Origin of the sequence: Paenibacillus sp. FSL L8-0470 (assembly GCF_038008625.1) — a bacterium.
Taxonomy (GTDB): domain Bacteria; phylum Bacillota; class Bacilli; order Paenibacillales; family Paenibacillaceae; genus Paenibacillus_AQ.
The window spans coordinates 2849935-2866120 of record NZ_JBBOZM010000001.1 but is presented as its reverse complement, the minus strand read 5'-3'; the positions used below and the strand labels follow the sequence as shown (position 1 = coordinate 2866120).

General features: G+C 50.3%; 12 protein-coding genes, 1 pseudogene and 1 riboswitch. Of the genes and pseudogenes, 5 read left to right on the top strand and 8 right to left on the bottom strand.

Annotation, left to right across the window (positions count from 1 at the left end; all coding sequences use genetic code 11):
- Positions 1 to 40: 40 nt before the first annotated feature.
- The 5 genes from NST99_RS12850 to NST99_RS12830 form a co-directional block, all read right to left on the bottom strand.
- Positions 41 to 928: a carbohydrate ABC transporter permease gene (locus NST99_RS12850; RefSeq protein ID WP_341092161.1), complete on the bottom strand. Its 888-nt coding sequence runs from the start codon at positions 926 to 928 to the stop codon at positions 41 to 43.
- Positions 929 to 942: 14 nt separating this feature from the next.
- A complete protein-coding gene (locus tag NST99_RS12845) occupies positions 943 to 1866 on the bottom strand; it encodes an ABC transporter permease (protein WP_341097636.1) in 924 nt (307 codons plus the stop codon).
- A 171-nt stretch (positions 1867 to 2037) separates the two neighbouring features.
- A complete protein-coding gene (locus tag NST99_RS12840; protein ID WP_341092158.1) occupies positions 2038 to 3048 on the bottom strand; it encodes a LacI family DNA-binding transcriptional regulator in 1011 nt (336 codons plus the stop codon).
- 152 nt (positions 3049 to 3200) lie between these two features.
- Entirely contained in the window at positions 3201 to 3776 is a 576-nt protein-coding gene (locus tag NST99_RS12835) for an acyl-CoA-like ligand-binding transcription factor (RefSeq protein ID WP_341092154.1), read from the bottom strand.
- A gap of 86 nt (positions 3777 to 3862) precedes the next feature.
- On the bottom strand, positions 3863 to 6235 hold the full coding sequence (locus tag NST99_RS12830; protein WP_341092151.1) for a PEP/pyruvate-binding domain-containing protein: 2373 nt from the start codon (positions 6233 to 6235) through the stop codon (positions 3863 to 3865).
- An 896-nt stretch (positions 6236 to 7131) separates the two neighbouring features.
- Positions 7132 to 7269, top strand: a riboswitch (cyclic di-AMP (ydaO/yuaA leader).
- A 131-nt stretch (positions 7270 to 7400) separates the two neighbouring features.
- Here NST99_RS12830 and NST99_RS12825 point away from each other — a divergent pair.
- Positions 7401 to 8537: a KamA family radical SAM protein gene (locus tag NST99_RS12825; protein WP_445744963.1), complete on the top strand. Its 1137-nt coding sequence runs from the start codon at positions 7401 to 7403 to the stop codon at positions 8535 to 8537.
- A gap of 54 nt (positions 8538 to 8591) precedes the next feature.
- Here NST99_RS12825 and NST99_RS12820 read toward each other — a convergent pair whose 3' ends face one another.
- Entirely contained in the window at positions 8592 to 9665 is a 1074-nt protein-coding gene (locus tag NST99_RS12820) for a helix-turn-helix transcriptional regulator (protein WP_341092146.1), read from the bottom strand.
- A gap of 129 nt (positions 9666 to 9794) precedes the next feature.
- On the opposite strand from NST99_RS12820, the gene NST99_RS12815 reads away from it, so the two are divergent.
- Both NST99_RS12815 and NST99_RS12810 read left to right on the top strand, forming a co-directional pair.
- Positions 9795 to 10526, top strand: a complete 732-nt coding sequence (locus tag NST99_RS12815; protein ID WP_341092144.1) for a class I SAM-dependent methyltransferase — start codon at positions 9795 to 9797, stop codon at positions 10524 to 10526.
- On the top strand, positions 10523 to 11644 hold the full coding sequence (locus NST99_RS12810) for a saccharopine dehydrogenase family protein (protein ID WP_341092143.1): 1122 nt from the start codon (positions 10523 to 10525) through the stop codon (positions 11642 to 11644). Before NST99_RS12815 ends, NST99_RS12810 begins: the two co-directional genes overlap by 4 nt.
- 14 nt (positions 11645 to 11658) lie before the next feature.
- Here the strand turns inward: NST99_RS12810 and NST99_RS12805 are convergent, their stop codons facing one another.
- Together NST99_RS12805 and NST99_RS12800 are read right to left on the bottom strand one after the other, a co-directional pair.
- A complete protein-coding gene (locus tag NST99_RS12805) occupies positions 11659 to 12693 on the bottom strand; it encodes a HAMP domain-containing sensor histidine kinase (RefSeq protein ID WP_341092140.1) in 1035 nt (344 codons plus the stop codon).
- A complete protein-coding gene (locus NST99_RS12800) occupies positions 12690 to 13364 on the bottom strand; it encodes a response regulator transcription factor (protein ID WP_341092137.1) in 675 nt (224 codons plus the stop codon). The genes NST99_RS12805 and NST99_RS12800 overlap by 4 nt, the downstream gene beginning before the upstream one ends.
- A gap of 143 nt (positions 13365 to 13507) precedes the next feature.
- Here NST99_RS12800 and NST99_RS12795 point away from each other — a divergent pair, with 143 nt between their 5' ends.
- Entirely contained in the window at positions 13508 to 15868 is a 2361-nt protein-coding gene (locus NST99_RS12795; protein ID WP_341092135.1) for an ABC transporter ATP-binding protein/permease, read from the top strand.
- 30 nt (positions 15869 to 15898) lie between these two features.
- A pseudogene (locus NST99_RS12790) lies at positions 15899 to 16180 on the top strand (GyrI-like domain-containing protein); the annotation flags it as partial.
- Positions 16181 to 16186 lie beyond the last annotated feature (6 nt).

Sequence of the window (16186 nt, the reverse complement as noted above, 5' to 3'; positions counted from 1 at the left end):
CAACTGTCTGCTTTTTTCTCTACTGCTCTGCAAGTGACCTCTACTCTTTTACCGCCCCCATCATCATGCCAGAGATAAAGTACCTTTGTAGCAATGGATACATTACAACAATCGGCAAGGTGGTAATGACAATTGTCGCAAGTTGAACCCCTTTGGTGGTCGTTTCGATCACAGCTGATCCTCCGATATTCTGCATGGATTGCGTTTGAGACTGCACAATAATTTCATACAGCTTCATTTGCAGCGGATATAAGTTTTGATCGGTAATATAAAGTTTGGTTGTCATGAAGTCGTTCCATTGTCCGACACCGTTGAATAAGGCAATCGTAGCCATAGCTGGCATGGACAGCGGGATGAATATTTTGAGAAAAACACGCCAATCGCCAGCGCCGTCGATCTTGGCTGATTCTTCAAGCGAATCCGGCACATTTCTGAAGAAATTCATCAGTATGACAACATCGTAATAGCTGAAGAGTGCGGGAATAATGTAGACCCAGAAGCTGTCGAGCATCCCCAGGGATTTGATCAGCAGGTAGGTTGGAATCATCCCGCCCGAGAAAAACATGGTGATGACGCCCATAGCCACGTACAGCTTGCGGCCGCGTAAATACTTTTTGCTGAGCGCATAACCGACCATCGCACAGAAAAATACATGGGTAATGACGCCGATCAGCGTTTTGGACACCGAGATAAAAAACGATTGCCAGATGCTGCTGTCCCGGAAGACGGCGCGGTAATTTTCCATTGAGAACTCTTTGGACCAGAATATAAACCCGCCTTCCGCCAGCGCCCGGCCTGAACTGAGTGAAGAAATAATGACATTCCACAAAGGGACTAGAATAACAACGGTAACAAGCACTAGCAGCGTTATATTAATGGCATCGAAGATTCGGCTGTCGAGATCTTCCTTAACCGCCTTTCGATTCATGGGAAGGCCTCCTTCTATAGGACTGATTGATTGTCATTCAATTTGCTGGTAATCTGGTTGGCGGTCAGCAGCAGAATCACCGATACAATGGATACGCCCAGCCCGACGGCGGTAGCATAGGAGAAATCCCCCTGTGTCATCCCCATACGGTACACGTAGGAGTTGATGACTTCCGCTTTAACCCGGTTTTGCGAATTCATGAGTACGAGCGTTTGATCCAGGTTTGATCCCAATAAACCGCTTACAGTTAAGATCAGATTTAGACTGATAATAGGCTTCATGTTAGGCAAGGTAATATTCCAGATTTGTCTCATCCGGCCTGCGCCATCAATTTTGGCTGCTTCATAATAGGTAGGATCGATCTTGGACATGATGGCCAAATACAGAATCGTTCCCCAGCCTGCCTCTTTCCAGATATCCGACAAGGTGGCAATCCACCAGTACTTCCCGGCATCCAGCAGAATGTTCTGCGGCTTCGAGATAATCCCCAGATTAAGCAGCAGCTCGTTGAACAGTCCGGTAGTCGAGAACCAGGTAATCAGCATGCCGCCGAGCACGATCCAGGACAAAAAATGCGGCAGATAGGAGATGGTCTGTACAAATTTCTTGAAACGTCCCATGTTCAATTCATAAATCATAATGGATAGAATGATGGGAATAACAAAACCGATGGCCAGCTTCAGAAAGCTGATTCCCAAGGTGTTGATGACCGCGTCCCAGAAGTATTTGTCGGATAGAATGATTTTGAAATTATCCAATCCTACCCAAGGAGCAGTATCCAGCGTATCAATGACCGTGTAATTCTTAAAGGCAATAGACAAGCCGTAAATCGGAATGTAGCAAAAAATAATCATAAAAATGATGCCCGGGAGAACCATGGACTGAATCTCCCATTGTCTCTTATAATCAACCACGAATTCTTTGATCTTTTGCCCCATTGATCTCTTCCCGGCTGACGGTATGGTGGCTAATTTATTCACATTCCGCACTCCCCTCGTATGAAAGTCCAAGCTATAAAAACGTTTTTATTTTTGACAGTAAAAACCCCCTAGCGCATAATTATAAAAAGAGTCCGGAATTGTTGCTCCCTTGTTGCACTCTATCTCTGCTTAATTCCGGCCGATCTTCACTTGACTAGAACCCCGCACGACCAGCTCCCCGGCTAATTTCTGTGCCTGTCCCTGCTCTTTCTGCTGAATCATACGGACCAGGTGGTCTATGGCCATAATTCCTTGTCTGGCGATCTGATTGCGCACCGTGGTAAGCGGTGGTGAATAATACGGAGCGATATCAATATCATCGAAACCTATTACGCTGATGTCCGAGGGGACTTCGTAGCCATAGGTCTTCAATGCCTGAATACATCCCATCGCACTCACGTCATTTCCGGCTAAAAAGGCATCGGGTATATCGTCAGGATTGAGGTGGAGATAGGATTTCACGGCAATATAAGTACTTTCTTCCTCAAAATAACCTTGCAGAATATACTCATCCTTAATCGGCAGTCGTGCCTCACGCAGGGCTGCCAGATATCCTTCCTTACGCTGAACACTGTCCAGCATCGTATCCACCCCGGATATGTAAGCAATTTTTTTGTGCCCGAGATTGATCAAGTATTTGGCAGCCTCATAGCCAGCGATATAGGAATCGAATATCACACTGCCCATCGTTTCGTTCTCGATCACCCGGTCCAGGAATACCGTCTTGATCTTGTCTTTCAGCATCACGTTAATGTCATCGTCATCAATTTTGAGTTCTTCGTAAATAATGACCCCATCCACGCGCCGGCCCAGGATATTGCTCATAATTACTTGTTTATCTTTGGTAACAAACACATTCAGTCCGTATCCTAAACGGTCGCACTCACGGGCCATGGTTTCAACCAGCTTATAAAAATATGGACCCGTAACACTTGTAGTGAAGAACCCGAGCATTTTGGTCGTACCGGACTTTAACAGCTTGCCGTTCAGGTTGGGAATATAATTCAACCGCTGAGCAACCTTGAGCACATGAGATTTAGTCTCCGGACTCAGCACATCCACATCATTCAACGCGTTGGACACAGTAGAAATTGAGACGCCAGCCTCTCTGGCAACGTCCTTGATTGTTATCTTTGCCATGAAATTCGTCCTTTGTTATAAAAACGTTTTTATAAATTAAAATTATCATAAAACCGTTTTCATTTCAATAGCTAATTTGAAAACATTAACAGCCCTCCGGCAAACCGAAGGGCTTGGTGAAACCCTACTTCTCCACAAATAGAAGCAATTGCTTACAACGGCAGTCCATCCTCCAGCTTGCTCAGCGCTTCATCCAACACTGCCGCGAAATCCTCTTCCGGGTGTTCTGCATAATGAAGCATGACCGAGATGTTCACACCGATGACCGCTCCCGCAAAAGTGCGAACTGCGAGATCATTCGGCTGACGGCCAACACGCCCCGCTACCATCTCCGCAATCAGCTGCATCATCTGCGTCATGCTGTTCATCATTGCTGACCACAGCTCAGGAATCGCAATCACAAGCTGATTCCGTTCGCGCATCGTAGCCAGCTCATCTTCCGACATATCTACTACCTCGGACATCATGGCATTTTTCAGCGCCTGGAGCGGACTAAGTTCGGACGGCTGTGCCTCAAAGGCAGACACGAGCAGAGGATCATAATTATCACGGGTCAGCACATCCTCCTTGCTTGAGAAGTAGCGAAAAAAAGTGCTGTAGGAAATTTCAGCAGCTTCGGCAATCTGTTCCACAGTGGTTGACTTATAGCCTTGCTCACGGAACAGCCGCAGGGCATGCCGTTGAACCTCTGCCATGGACTTCGCCTTTTTACGTTCACGCAATCCCATGTTTCGTTTCCCGCCTGTAGGCATAGTACACACATCCTGTCCTGTTAAAATTAACTTGTAATGAACTTTCCCCTTATTTCCATATGTCAGTTCACAATAAGTTCTACTACTCCCTGTCCTCCGTCCACAATTACACGGTCGCCTGTCTTCAGTCTTGCTGTCGCACAACCGCAGCCGACAACAGCCGGGATACCCAATTCTCGGGCTACGATAGCCGCATGCGACAACGGCGCACCGATGTCGGTTATAATGGCCGCAGCTCTCGGAAACAGCGGTGTCCAGCCTACATTAATCGTCGAAGCCACCAGAATTTCACCGGCTTGAAACTGCTCTCCCTCTTCCGGTTTGGCCAGTACACGCACCCGCCCTTCAATCCTTCCAGCGGCTCCGGCAGAACCCTTCAGCCTTTCGCCATGAGGGTGTTCAGATAAGGGAACCGGTCGGGAAGCATCGTAGTAATCCAGCCGCCGTTGCGGATCCTTGGCCCACTTGAACGGTTCAAAACGTCCCCGGAGCATCGAAGGCAGCGGCGGCAATGACTGATACCTTGCATACGTTTGCTTGCGTGCAGAAAAATATTGTACAGCAGTCAGATTACCTGTGGCAAGCCAATCCAGAATCTCATCCAGATATAGAAAAAAAACATCCTCTCCTATTCCCGCAAGCTCACCTGCTTTAAGCGCAAATGCGCGGTTCACCCGCATCGTTCGGGTCCATTCGGAACGGACGGCTTCCCGCAGGCGCGGGCCCTCTGACACTGCCTCTATCCGCCGGGCAATCCGCTTGGCCTTTGCCGGGAACTGCTGCTCGAACGCCTTCAAGGCTTCTCTGCTCCGGACCCGCTGTCTCTGCAGAATGTCCTCCACGTCCATAGGGGCCTTGCAGAACTCAGCGATCTGCTTGTCCAGCCACGCGTCATCTTCTCCCGGGTCAGGATACGATAATTCCATTTCATTCGGTCCCCGGTGGCCATACTTCACAAGGTATTCCTTCCGGCTCATTTCTCCCTTTATTACTCTGGAGATTCCGATCAGCGGCCCCAGGCTTTCCAGCTCTACGGAGCCCCCGGCGTTGGACAGCAGCCTATTGGCCTCTTCTTCTCCGGCCGCCTCGCTAAGCTGCTTATGCAGCTTCTCAAACTTCTGCATTTGGGCAGAGGGCGCTTCCAGCGCCGACCACAGCGCCGTGACATTCTGCGGCCACAGCTCCTGCCTCCAGAGTGACAGCAGTTCCTCCCGGGTTGTTGCCGCTTGGAGTCTGGTTGTCAGCCGTCTGCACCACTCCGGTGAATCTTCCAGGAACTGCGGAAGGGTTCTAACGGTCTGGCGAGTTTGTTTCATACTATGCATCATCTTGGGAAGCACAGTCTTGAGCAGCTCCCGTTTGGTAAATGGATATACCGGCAGAGCCATGCCTTCAGGAAGCTCTCCAAACACCCGGCTCATTTTCTTCCATATCGGCTTGGTATTCAGTCCAAATGCCGAGAACATCGATACCGAAAGACTAACATTAGTGTACACCCTTCCGCAAATATTGCCGGACATCACATAATGCCCCAGAATAATATTGTACTCTTCATCCAGGGAGCGCAGGATAGACCAGGTCAGAGGAGTTAAGACACCGGAGATGGATTCGCCCACATTGGTATTGGTCCAGAGAAAATCACCAGCCAGCGAGTCGTTGATCTCGAATGTATTGCGGTTTCCCGGGTTCAAGGTCGTAACCGGTCTCGTCTGCAGGAGGTAGACCCGCCCCTTTGCGACCGCCCACTCGATATCTTGGGGAGCTCCAAGCTCCTTCTCCAGCCGGCATGCATACCGGTATAACTTGGCTGCATACCGCTTGAACTCACCCGGGCCTTCATATCTGCCCCGGTTCCTTGCCAGCGTGAAGGAATATGCGTCGCTCTCGCCTGAAACTAACTGTTCTCCCAGCCCATAGACATAATTCCCCGGCAGAACCGTGCGGCTGCCTGTTATGGGGTCAGCGGTGAACAGGACTCCGGAGATTTCCGAGTGAATCATCAGCTGCACGACAATGGCAACCTTATGGGAGGAGTCCATGTCCTGCATGGAGCTGTAGACTTGAACCCGTTCGCTATCCTTTGAGTGATACACCGTGTACATCGCTTCACGAATCTGTTCATCTGTTTCCACGTTCAACACCGTTTCGAATTCCCCGGCAAAAGATGCCTCCGCCGAATCTTCACTTAAAGCCGAAGATCTGACAGCAAATCGTGCATTCTTATGTATCATGCGGATTTTCTGCAACCTGGCTGCACTTTCAGTCCAAGCCTCTTCCTTTAATTTATCGCTTTCAAAGGCCGAAGGAAAGACAACAAATCCCTCCGGCACAGGATATCCCGCCTGAAGCATTCTGGAGAGCATCGCTCCCTTACCTCCTGCTTCGACATATTGCTCCGGGCTTAGCTCGGCGAATCCTCGGATCATCTGTCCCATATCCAATTGCTCCTTTTGATATATTTGAAACTTTATTTAATTTGATATTTAGTTTCATTTAATACTTTATTCCACTATTGTATTAAACGTCAAGCTTTACTTCATCTATCTAGGGCGTGTCTTCAAACCGCTTCCCCGTCAAAACCTGCTGCTGTATGCCCTAAGGAATCATGGGTACAGTGCCATTTTCTGATCACACGCGGAGAAAGGCGTTTCGCCACCAGGTAGTTTTTTCGGTGGAGGCTTACGTCTCGGTGTTTCAAAGACTTCACTCTTCTTTCGAAGGCTTGTGTGTGCGACTGGAAAGTGTATTCTTGGCTCTGAGTACAAACGGACCGAGTTGCACTTATTTGGGGCTTTTATCCTGTTACAGGAGGAACGGACTCCAGCGCAGTTATTTCTCCCTGATGGACGTTTTTAAAGAGAATGCAGAGCAGTAAGGTCGCCTGGGTCCGCAAAAGAGAATAAACAGGGATTTTACTCTCCAGAGCTCTTCCAATTTGAAGACATGCTCTAGTTGATTAATTCCGTCAACAAAAAGGGTGTTCTCAGCAGTTATGAAATGGCTGCTAAGAACACCCTCGTTTGGTGAACAGGATAAACATGAGCACTTGGTGCGAATACTCCGCGACCGGACCGTTGGTCCAATCACTGTGTTCCACACTTTTTTTGAACTTGTTTTGCAAAATATATCAATGGTTCCGATAGGTAATATCTAGCCCATCGAGATATTAACATTCCAGAAGGAGGTTGTCTTATTTCAAGTCATGAACAAGATCAGCCTTCGGAGCTGCAGGAACAACTCACCCTACTCAATTTTTTGCTGATTTGGCTTGGTCCTGTATCCCTTGCCGCGGGCAAGTTTAGCTTTGACTTTTCAAAACTTCCTGGGTTATACTTTACCTACGCTTAATTTCCAGCCTTTGGCAGGAAAGCGGGGGAACCAGTCTTTTGGGGCGAATCATTCACAGAATGTAGGGTACCATCTTACCCGAGTCCGTCAGCTAACCTCGTCAGTAGTGGATGGGTCTGCTTTTTTAGGTATATTCATAACCAGAGACCCTTGCTAAGGGTCTCTTTTTTGTATTCTCATGACCCTGCTGGCAGCAGTTTGGCTATCGACCTCAAGGCTCCCTTTTTTCTCACACTATGAGACCAAGGAGAGATGCAAGTGCAAAAGGTAAGGTACATAACGGATATCAACAAGGTTGCCATGCTGTCTGAAACGGAGAAAGAAAAGCTGAAGGAGATCACCGGCAAATTTGCCTTTCGGGTCAATGACTATTATCTGTCGCTGATCGACTGGGACGACCCGGGTGATCCGATCCGCAGGCTCGTCATTCCAAGTGAAGGTGAACTTGAGGAGTATGGCTGCTGGGATGCATCCGATGAGGGAATGAATTATGTAGTGCCGGGATGTCAGCACAAATACAGAACAACGGCCCTCCTGATTGTCTCCGAGGTGTGTGGAGCTTACTGCCGCTACTGCTTCCGCAAGCGCCTGTTCCGCAATGATGTGAAGGAAGCACAAACCGATGTGGCTCCTGGGCTGGAATACATCAGGAATCATCCAGAGATCAATAATGTGCTGCTTACCGGCGGAGACAGCCTGATTCTCTCTACCTCTAAGCTGCGCTTCATCATCGAAAGCCTGAGATCCATTGACCATGTGAAGATTATCCGGCTGGGCTCCAAAATTCCCGTATTTAATCCCATGCGCATTTATCAGGACGAAGAACTGCTGGAACTAATCCGTACCTATTCATCGGAGGACAAACGCATTTACGTCATGGCGCATATTAATCATCCCCGGGAAATTACGCCCGAAGCCAAACATGCATTCAGAGCACTCCATAATGCCGGGGCAATCGTGGTTAATCAGACGCCGGTGCTGAAAGGCATCAACGATGATGCGGCGGTACTCGGAGAACTGCTCGACCGGCTGTCCTGGGCCGGAGTCACTCCCTATTATTTCTTCGTGAACCGGCCCATTGCCGGCAACCGCGAGTTCGTTCTGCCGCTGGAGCGTGTCTACAACATTGTTGAGGAAGCCAAGGCCAGAACCTCAGGTCTGGGTAAAAGAGTCCGTCTATCCATGAGCCACTCCTCCGGTAAAATCGAGATACTGGCGATTGAAGACGGCAAGGCCTATCTGAAATACCATCAGTCCAGAGCGCAGGAGTACGGCAAATTCATGATCCTGGAATGTCCACCGGATGCGGAATGGTTCGATGATCTTCCCGGCAGCGAGAAGCACTGGACCCACCCTGCTTCCACTTCCCAGATCCCGCAGCTCCTATAAAAGCCAGCACAGTCCCCTTGTATCAGCATCGGGACTGTTTAGCGTGTTTACCGGCTATTCCATCCCCTGTGAGAACAGCTTGCTGATGAGCGCTCTCCGGCTGGAAACGCCGGTCTTAGAGAAGATGGATTTCAGGTGATCCTGTACGGTGTACGCAGAAATATGCAGCGACTCTGCCAGCTCCTTAGTGGATAATCCGCGGGAGAGCATCTCGGCCAGCTGCTTCTCCCTCGCGGTCAACTGGCAGGCATCGGCCAGCAGCCGGAAGATCTCCGAGGACTTGGCATAGACAAAAGCAACAGCCAGCTCCGTCTTCTTGCCGCTGCCTTCAAGCCTGCTGGCCGTAACTGTCAAGTATGCCCCATCCTCGACGCGCAGGCATAATTTCGCCTTCGAAGGCAACCCTCCTGGTTCCGTATTCTCACCAAGTGCCTGCAGGCATACTGCGTTGACCGGCCGGGGGAGAACACCGTGATCCAGCCGTTCCAGCTGCTGCAGACGGTTCAGCCAATATTGAGCCGCACTGTTCGCGCTGACCGGAAGCAGCTGGTCCGTCAGAATCATGATTCCACTGTCCTCCGGTGCGGTATCCATCCGTCCCAGAGGGGGCTCGGAGGCATAGCTGCGGAGTGCGCCGGCAATCAGCGGAACAACAGATGATATCACTGCACACTCGTGCTCTTGAAATGGAGGTTCGTGCTGCGACCGGAACAAGGTTAAGAACCCCCAGCAGCCACCGCCTTCAACCAGCGCAGCCCGGAGCTCGTCGCCCAGGCCCGCAGGCTGGAGGACGTTGCGGTAACGTTCACTCCGCCCGGGCTGCCCTTCCGTTACACCACTTAAACAGGCGACCGGCACTGCCGCAGCGGCCAACTGCTCATATTTCATATAATCCTCATGCAGATATTCGTATTCAAACAGCTGCGGGTGCAGATCCTCAAGACCCCGCTCTGTGATCGCCCCGGTGGACAGCAGCGTATGCGGGTCCACGGTAGTGCAGCAGGCAGCGGTAAACGGAATGTACTGCCGCAGCTTGGAGATTACCGCCTCCCTATATTGCGGAGATGTCATTCTCATCTCCTGCCGGTTGATTTCCAGCGTCCTCAAGCCTTTTAGAACCTCGCTCATCCTGATGTCCTCTCCAAATCCCACATATGTGGGATAGCCTATTCCGTGTTTAATCCTGATAATTAGTAATAATTCTTATTATATATCAGGAGAACTCACATTCAAGCTATAGAGACAGGAGCAGATATCATGCAAGAGAAACATTTACATCATGCCAGAGACTGGGAGCATCCCGATGTTCAGCATTACGAGACAACAATCGCTGCAAAAATACCGGGGTATCCTCTGCTCTATGACATCATGGAGCAATTGCTGAGTGCACACCTCGGCGGTGAAACTCCGGCAGACCTGCTGATTGTCGGGGCCGGAGGCGGTCAAGAATTGATAACCCTCGGCGCTCAGCATGAGCACTGGCGGCTGACTGGCATTGATCTGTCAACGGCAATGCTTGAGCTTGCCCGGCAGCGGATGCAGCGCACGGAGCTGGCCGCTGAAATCACTCTCCAGCAAAGCACGGTTGATGAACTGGACAAGAACAAGCTGTTTGACGCCGCCACTTGCATGCTGGTGCTTCACTTTTTCAAGGAAACCGGACAGAAGCAGCGGATGCTGGAAGAAATCCATAGCCGGCTTCAGGAGGGGGCGATACTGGTTGTGGCAACCTTAAGCGGGGACGTCCGTTCTATCCCCGGGTCCTTGCCGCTGAAGGCATGGAAAAACCACATGCTGGCTGGCGGGATTTCCGGGCAGGAATGCGAATGGTTCGAGCATTCCATCGGTGAAACCTCCTTCCCCATTCCGGAATATGAACTTCTAGCGTTGCTCGCAAGCAGCGGGTTCTCCGGTGTCACCCGCTTTTTCAGCTCCTATCTGATTGATGGCTGGTTTGCTGTGAAGCACGGAAAAGAGGTTGCGGAATGAAAACAGATATAGTGGTTGTCGGCGGGTATGGCCATGTCGGCGCAGAAATTTGCCGGCTTCTGGGAGAACAGCATCCTGGAGTGGTATATGCGGCGGGCCGAAGCCTGGAACGTGCGGAACAATTCTGCAGGACGAGTGGCGGCAAAGTGAAGCCGCTGCGGCTTAGTGTGGGAGAAGCGATAGATGAAGAACTGCTGAAGCGGACCAAGCTGGTGGTCATGTGCCTGGATCAGCAGGATACCTCGTTTGCGGAGGCTTGTCTGCGCAGCGGAACCCATTATGTCGATGTGTCGGCAAATGGGGAATACTTCCGGCTGCTTCAGAGCCTGGGAGACACAGCAGCCGGGCTCAAGGGTACAGCTGTTCTAAGCGTGGGGCTTGCTCCCGGCTTAACCAATCTGCTATCCCTCAAAGCGGTGAATGAACTGGATAGATGTGAGCGCATCGACATCTCCATCATGCTGGGTCTGGGCGACAGTCACGGCCAAGCTGCCCTGGAATGGACGGTTGATAGTCTCGGCTCTGCCTTTGAGCGTGTGGAGCAAGGACGCAAGGTTGCCGCAAGGAGCTTCACGGAACGCAAGCAGGTGAATTTCGGTGGTACGCCGGGAACGCTCAAGACATACCTTTTCCCTTTTTCCGATCAGCAGATTCTGCCCTATACCTTGAAGGTCCCTTCTGTCGCTACACGTTTATGCTTTGATTCCCGGGCGGCCACCTCCGGCATCGCTCTTATGCGAAAAATTGGCTTAACCGCCCTCTTCCGCAACAAAGTCATCCGCAAGCTCACAGTCCAGGCTTTCGGCAAACTTCGGCTGGGTTCAGAACAATATGCGGTCAAAGTCGATGCTTATGGTGTTCGGGGCGGTAAAGCTGTTGTCATGGAAGCCGGTATCGAAGGAATACGGGAATCCGTAATCACTGCCAGAGTGGCCGCCGGGGTTGCCCTGAGTGTATATGAGGAAACCCATCCGGCGGGAATACATCATATTGAACAGCTGTTCAAGCTCCAGGCAAACGGTACGCAGCTCTCCTTAAGTTCAGCAGCCGGAGCCTCCGGCAGGGCCGAATACCCCCTTGACGGGCTTACGTTCTGGTCCGGTGTCCGCTCGCAGTAAGAGGTTCCCGATCTTTATTCTCTTGGCAATTCAATACGGAATGTCGAGCCCTGGCCCGGCTTGCTGCTCACAATAATCCGTCCCCCGCAAAGGTCGACAATCCGTTTGGCCAAAGGCAGTCCGAGCCCGTTCCCGTAAGAAGCCCGTGCTTTATCGCCCTGATAGAACTTTTCAAAGATATGCCGCTGCACCTCCGGGGTCATGCCGATTCCGGTATCGGTAATTTCAACACTCACGTTCTGGGGGGATTCGGTCAAGGTGACGGACAGGTTCCCGTATTCTCTTGAGAATTTTACCGCATTCCCCAGAATGTTAATCCATACCTGCATCAGCAGCTCTTCGCTGCCGTAGAAGCCAGTCTCCGCCAACTGAATCTCCAGATCCAGCTGTTTGCCGCTCCACTGCGGCTCCAGGAGAAGAAGCGCCTGGCGGATCTGCTCATCCAGACTGAACTCTGTTTTTTCAATGATGATTTCCTGGTTCTCCAGCTTCGACAGCTTCAGAATATTGTTGGTCAGCATGGATAATTGCCTGGTGCTGCTAATGATCTTGCCCGCGTATTCCTCTCTTTCCTCGGCCGGAAGATCCGAATTCTGCAACAGTGCAGCATAGCCCTCAATGGCTGTGATAGGCGTCTTGAACTCATGGGATACATTCGTGACAAAATCGGTTCTTAGTGTTTCAATCCCTTGGAGCTCTTGAACCATCTTATTGAAATCCTTGGCCATCTCCCGGAATTCTTCAATCTTAATATTCTCATACAACTGAACATTAAAGTTGCCTTTGGCGACTTCCTTGGTTGCTTCTCTCAGTCTGTTGATGGGAAGCAATATTTTTTGCCCGATGACGGCAGTGATAAGCGTTCCAGTAAGGATTCCCGTAAGCAGTACCGCTGCCAGAAATCCGAAGGCGTGGAATTGGCCCGGCTCGATGATTGTGAACCTCTTTATAACGAATATAATAGTCATCATAAAGACCGCAGAAGACAGCATGATCATAAATACCAGCATCACAAAGGCGAACCATAAATTGCTGAACCTCTTTTTCATATATGCTTCACCGCCTTATACCCGAGTCCCCGGACCGTTACAATCTCAAACTCCATATATTCCCTGAAACGTTCCCTCAGCCGGTTGATATGCACATCCACTGTCCGGGCATCTGTCTCCGTATCCATTCCCCAGATTTCATCCATCAGCTGCTGCCTGGTAAATATCTTGTTTGGATAAGCAATCAGCTTATATAGCAGGAAAAATTCTTTCTGCGGGAGAACCGTACTCTCCCCATCCCTGTAGACCGTTACAGAATCATAATCAAGGGTCACCTCGCCCACAGTCAGCTTGCGTTCATTGACAATCTGCGCCCGGCGCAGCAAAGCCCCCACCCGCAGTACCATCTCATTGATATCAATAGGCTTCACCATATAATCATCTGTGCCGACCAGGAACCCTTTCTGCTTGTCCTGAAAGCTGTCTTTGGCAGTAATGATCAGCACAGGCAGATTATTATTGGATTGCCTCAAATGCTCAATCAGCTCGTAACCGTCCACTTGCGGCATCATAATATCAGAAATAATCAAATCAATATATTCTGCTTCCAAAATATCCAGCGCACTCTGGCCATCCTCTGCTGCAAGCACCCTGTAGCCATGTTTCCCAAGCACCGTACAGATCAGCTGGCGCAACGTCTCATTATCTTCCACAACAAGTATAGTAATCATGAAATCACCTGCATTCTTTAGCCTTTGATTGAAGTATAGTCTTTCCCTGTAGCTGGAAGCCAGTTGATGTTCAGTTCATATTCGTATGATATGCTGTCAGCAATTCATCAAGCTAGCTTTATTTGAAAGGAAGGTTTACAGATATGCTTCAGCTAAAAAACATCAGCAAGAGCTACACGACAGGTGATTTCACACAGGTAGCGCTCGATAAGGTCAACCTCAATTTACGGGAAAATGAATTTGTGGCCATCCTGGGTCCCAGCGGCTCGGGTAAAACCACCTGCCTGAACATCATCGGCGGGCTGGATCAATATGACAGCGGAGACCTGATCATTAACGGTAAATCCACACAGAACTTTCAGGACAGCGATTGGGATGCTTACCGTAATAATAGCGTCGGCTTCATCTTTCAAAGCTATAATCTGATTGCGCATCTGAGTATTATGGACAATGTCGAGCTGGGAATGACCCTCAGCGGTGTCCCCGCAGCCGAGAAACGGCAGAAGGCAAAAGAGGTGCTGGAGAAGGTTGGCCTTAAGGATCATCTGCACAAGAAGCCGAACCAGCTGTCCGGCGGTCAAATGCAGCGTGTAGCCATCGCCCGGGCGCTCGCCAATGACCCCGACATTATTCTTGCCGACGAACCTACAGGAGCGTTGGATACCCAGACAAGTGAACAGATTATGGAGCTGATCAAGGAAATCGCCAAGGATAAGCTGGTCGTTATGGTTACGCATAACCCGGAACTGGCCCGGAAATACACAGACCGGACTGTGGAATTCCGAGACGGTAAAATCATTTCCGACACCGATCCGCTTCCCGACCAGAAAGTAAGCTCTGACTACAAGCTGAAAAAGACAGCAATGGGTTTCTCCACAGCGCTCAAATTGTCCTTCAAAAACATCATGACCAAAAAATGGAGAACGACCTTAACCGCTTTCGCCTCCAGCATCGGTATCATCGGGATTGCCTTAATCCTGGCTCTCTCCAACGGCTTCAATAAACAAATCAACAACTATGAAGCGGGTGCGCTCTCCAATTTCCCGGTGTCGATCAGCCAGTCTGCGATGAGCTTTGACCGCTCGGAAACTGCGGCAGATGATACAGCAACCAGCAAGGAGGAGTATAGCGACTCGCAGGAAATCTATCCATACGATCCGAGCGCCAATACCATTATGCACACCAATGTTCTGACCGAAAAATATCTGGACTTTGTGAAGCAGATTGATCCATCCCTGATCGACGGCCTCTCTTATGCCCGTAAAGTGAATATGAACATTCTAAAATCTGATGATAAAACGGCTACTGCCATCAATACAAGCTACTTCTCCTCATTCCCAAGCAAGGCTGGCGGTGCTCCCGGAAGTTATCTGGAGAACTATTATGACCTGCTCGCCGGTTCGTTTCCGTCCAAGGATACCGACCTTGTACTGATCGTGGATGAGTACAACCAGCTGAATGTTGCTTCGGTGGAAGCGCTCGGCCTGGATTATACTGCGAACAGCATCAAATTTGACGATATTGTCGGTCAAGAGTTTAAGCTGATCCCGAATGATCTGTACTATGTAAAATCCGGTGACCATTTCGTGGTCAATGGAACGGCTGCCAACTTAAGTGATATGTATAACAGCACGGATGCCATTCCACTTCGTATTGCAGGAATTATCCGGGCGCAGAAGGATTCTCCGATGTCCACTATGGCTGCCGGAATCGCCTATTCTGACGATCTGGCGCTCCGCTTCATTACCTCCGCACAGGCTTCCAAGGTGGTAAAGTCCCAGGAGCAGGAAGATGCCGTTAATCTTCTGACCGGCGAAGTGTTTCCCAAAACCTCTGCTCAGACAGACATGATGCCTGGTGCAGCCATGATGCCTGGTGGCGCAGGCAGCAATACGGCTCCTGTGAAAGAAGATGTTCTGGCTGCTCTGGGTGCTACAAGCATCCCGGCTTCGATCTCCATCTATCCGAAGGACTTTGATTCCAAGGAAGCCATCGTGGAGTATCTGGACAAATGGAATGAAGACCTGCCCGAGAGTGATATGATCGTATACACGGATATGGCGGCCATCGTTACCGGCCTGACCGGCGGGATTATGAATGCCATCACACTTGTACTGATTGCCTTTGCTTCGATCTCGCTCGTCGTTTCCATGATTATGATCGCAATTATCACCTATATTTCTGTACTGGAGCGGACTAAGGAGATCGGGGTGCTACGCGCATTAGGCGCACGCAAAAAAGATATCACGCGTGTCTTCAACGCAGAAACCTTTATCATCGGTGCCTTTTCCGGGGTTCTGGCGATAGGAATTACCTATCTGCTGACCATCCCGGCGAACATTATTATTAAGTCGCTCACGGATCTTTCCAATGTCGCCCAATTAAATCCGCTGCATGCCTTGCTGCTGATCCTGATTAACGTGGTGCTCACCATGCTCGGCGGATTCATTCCGGCCAAGCTTGCCGCCAAGAAGAATCCGGTAACGGCGCTGCGCAGCGAATAATCACAAACTACTAAGGGGTGCTCCGACTTCAGCCAGGTCTCCGCAGACATGCTTACGGCTGAGGTGACGGCGGCGCAGTACGCGGTATTCACGACACCGCCGGTGGACGCTACCGATGAGGAGAGACCGGAGACTTTTGCCCAAGTGGTAAAGAGCACCTGGAGATATATCTTCGAGGACTGGTTCCCGGAAAGCGGCTATGTGCACGACGAAGGTAAGCTGAACTTTGAATTCTATGACGAGCGCTGTCTTGCGCGGGTGGATACGGTGATGGAGATCTATATTCCGGTGCAGAAGCGGACGGGGGTGTAGTGTCAG

What these genes read in the sequence shown, in the direction of transcription:
- NST99_RS12850 (WP_341092161.1), bottom strand. Translation starts at nt 928, where the DNA reads ATGAATCGAAAGGCGGTTAAGGAAGATCTCGACAGCCGAATCTTCGAT.
- NST99_RS12845 (WP_341097636.1), bottom strand. Translation starts at nt 1,866, where the DNA reads ATGGGGCAAAAGATCAAAGAATTCGTGGTTGATTATAAGAGACAATGG.
- NST99_RS12840 (WP_341092158.1), bottom strand. Translation starts at nt 3,048, where the DNA reads ATGGCAAAGATAACAATCAAGGACGTTGCCAGAGAGGCTGGCGTCTCA.
- NST99_RS12835 (WP_341092154.1), bottom strand. Translation starts at nt 3,776, where the DNA reads ATGGGATTGCGTGAACGTAAAAAGGCGAAGTCCATGGCAGAGGTTCAA.
- NST99_RS12830 (WP_341092151.1), bottom strand. Translation starts at nt 6,235, where the DNA reads ATGGGACAGATGATCCGAGGATTCGCCGAGCTAAGCCCGGAGCAATAT.
- NST99_RS12825 (WP_445744963.1), top strand. Translation starts at nt 7,401, where the DNA reads ATGCAAGTGCAAAAGGTAAGGTACATAACGGATATCAACAAGGTTGCC.
- NST99_RS12820 (WP_341092146.1), bottom strand. Translation starts at nt 9,665, where the DNA reads ATGAGCGAGGTTCTAAAAGGCTTGAGGACGCTGGAAATCAACCGGCAG.
- NST99_RS12815 (WP_341092144.1), top strand. Translation starts at nt 9,795, where the DNA reads ATGCAAGAGAAACATTTACATCATGCCAGAGACTGGGAGCATCCCGAT.
- NST99_RS12810 (WP_341092143.1), top strand. Translation starts at nt 10,523, where the DNA reads ATGAAAACAGATATAGTGGTTGTCGGCGGGTATGGCCATGTCGGCGCA.
- NST99_RS12805 (WP_341092140.1), bottom strand. Translation starts at nt 12,693, where the DNA reads ATGAAAAAGAGGTTCAGCAATTTATGGTTCGCCTTTGTGATGCTGGTA.
- NST99_RS12800 (WP_341092137.1), bottom strand. Translation starts at nt 13,364, where the DNA reads ATGATTACTATACTTGTTGTGGAAGATAATGAGACGTTGCGCCAGCTG.
- NST99_RS12795 (WP_341092135.1), top strand. Translation starts at nt 13,508, where the DNA reads ATGCTTCAGCTAAAAAACATCAGCAAGAGCTACACGACAGGTGATTTC.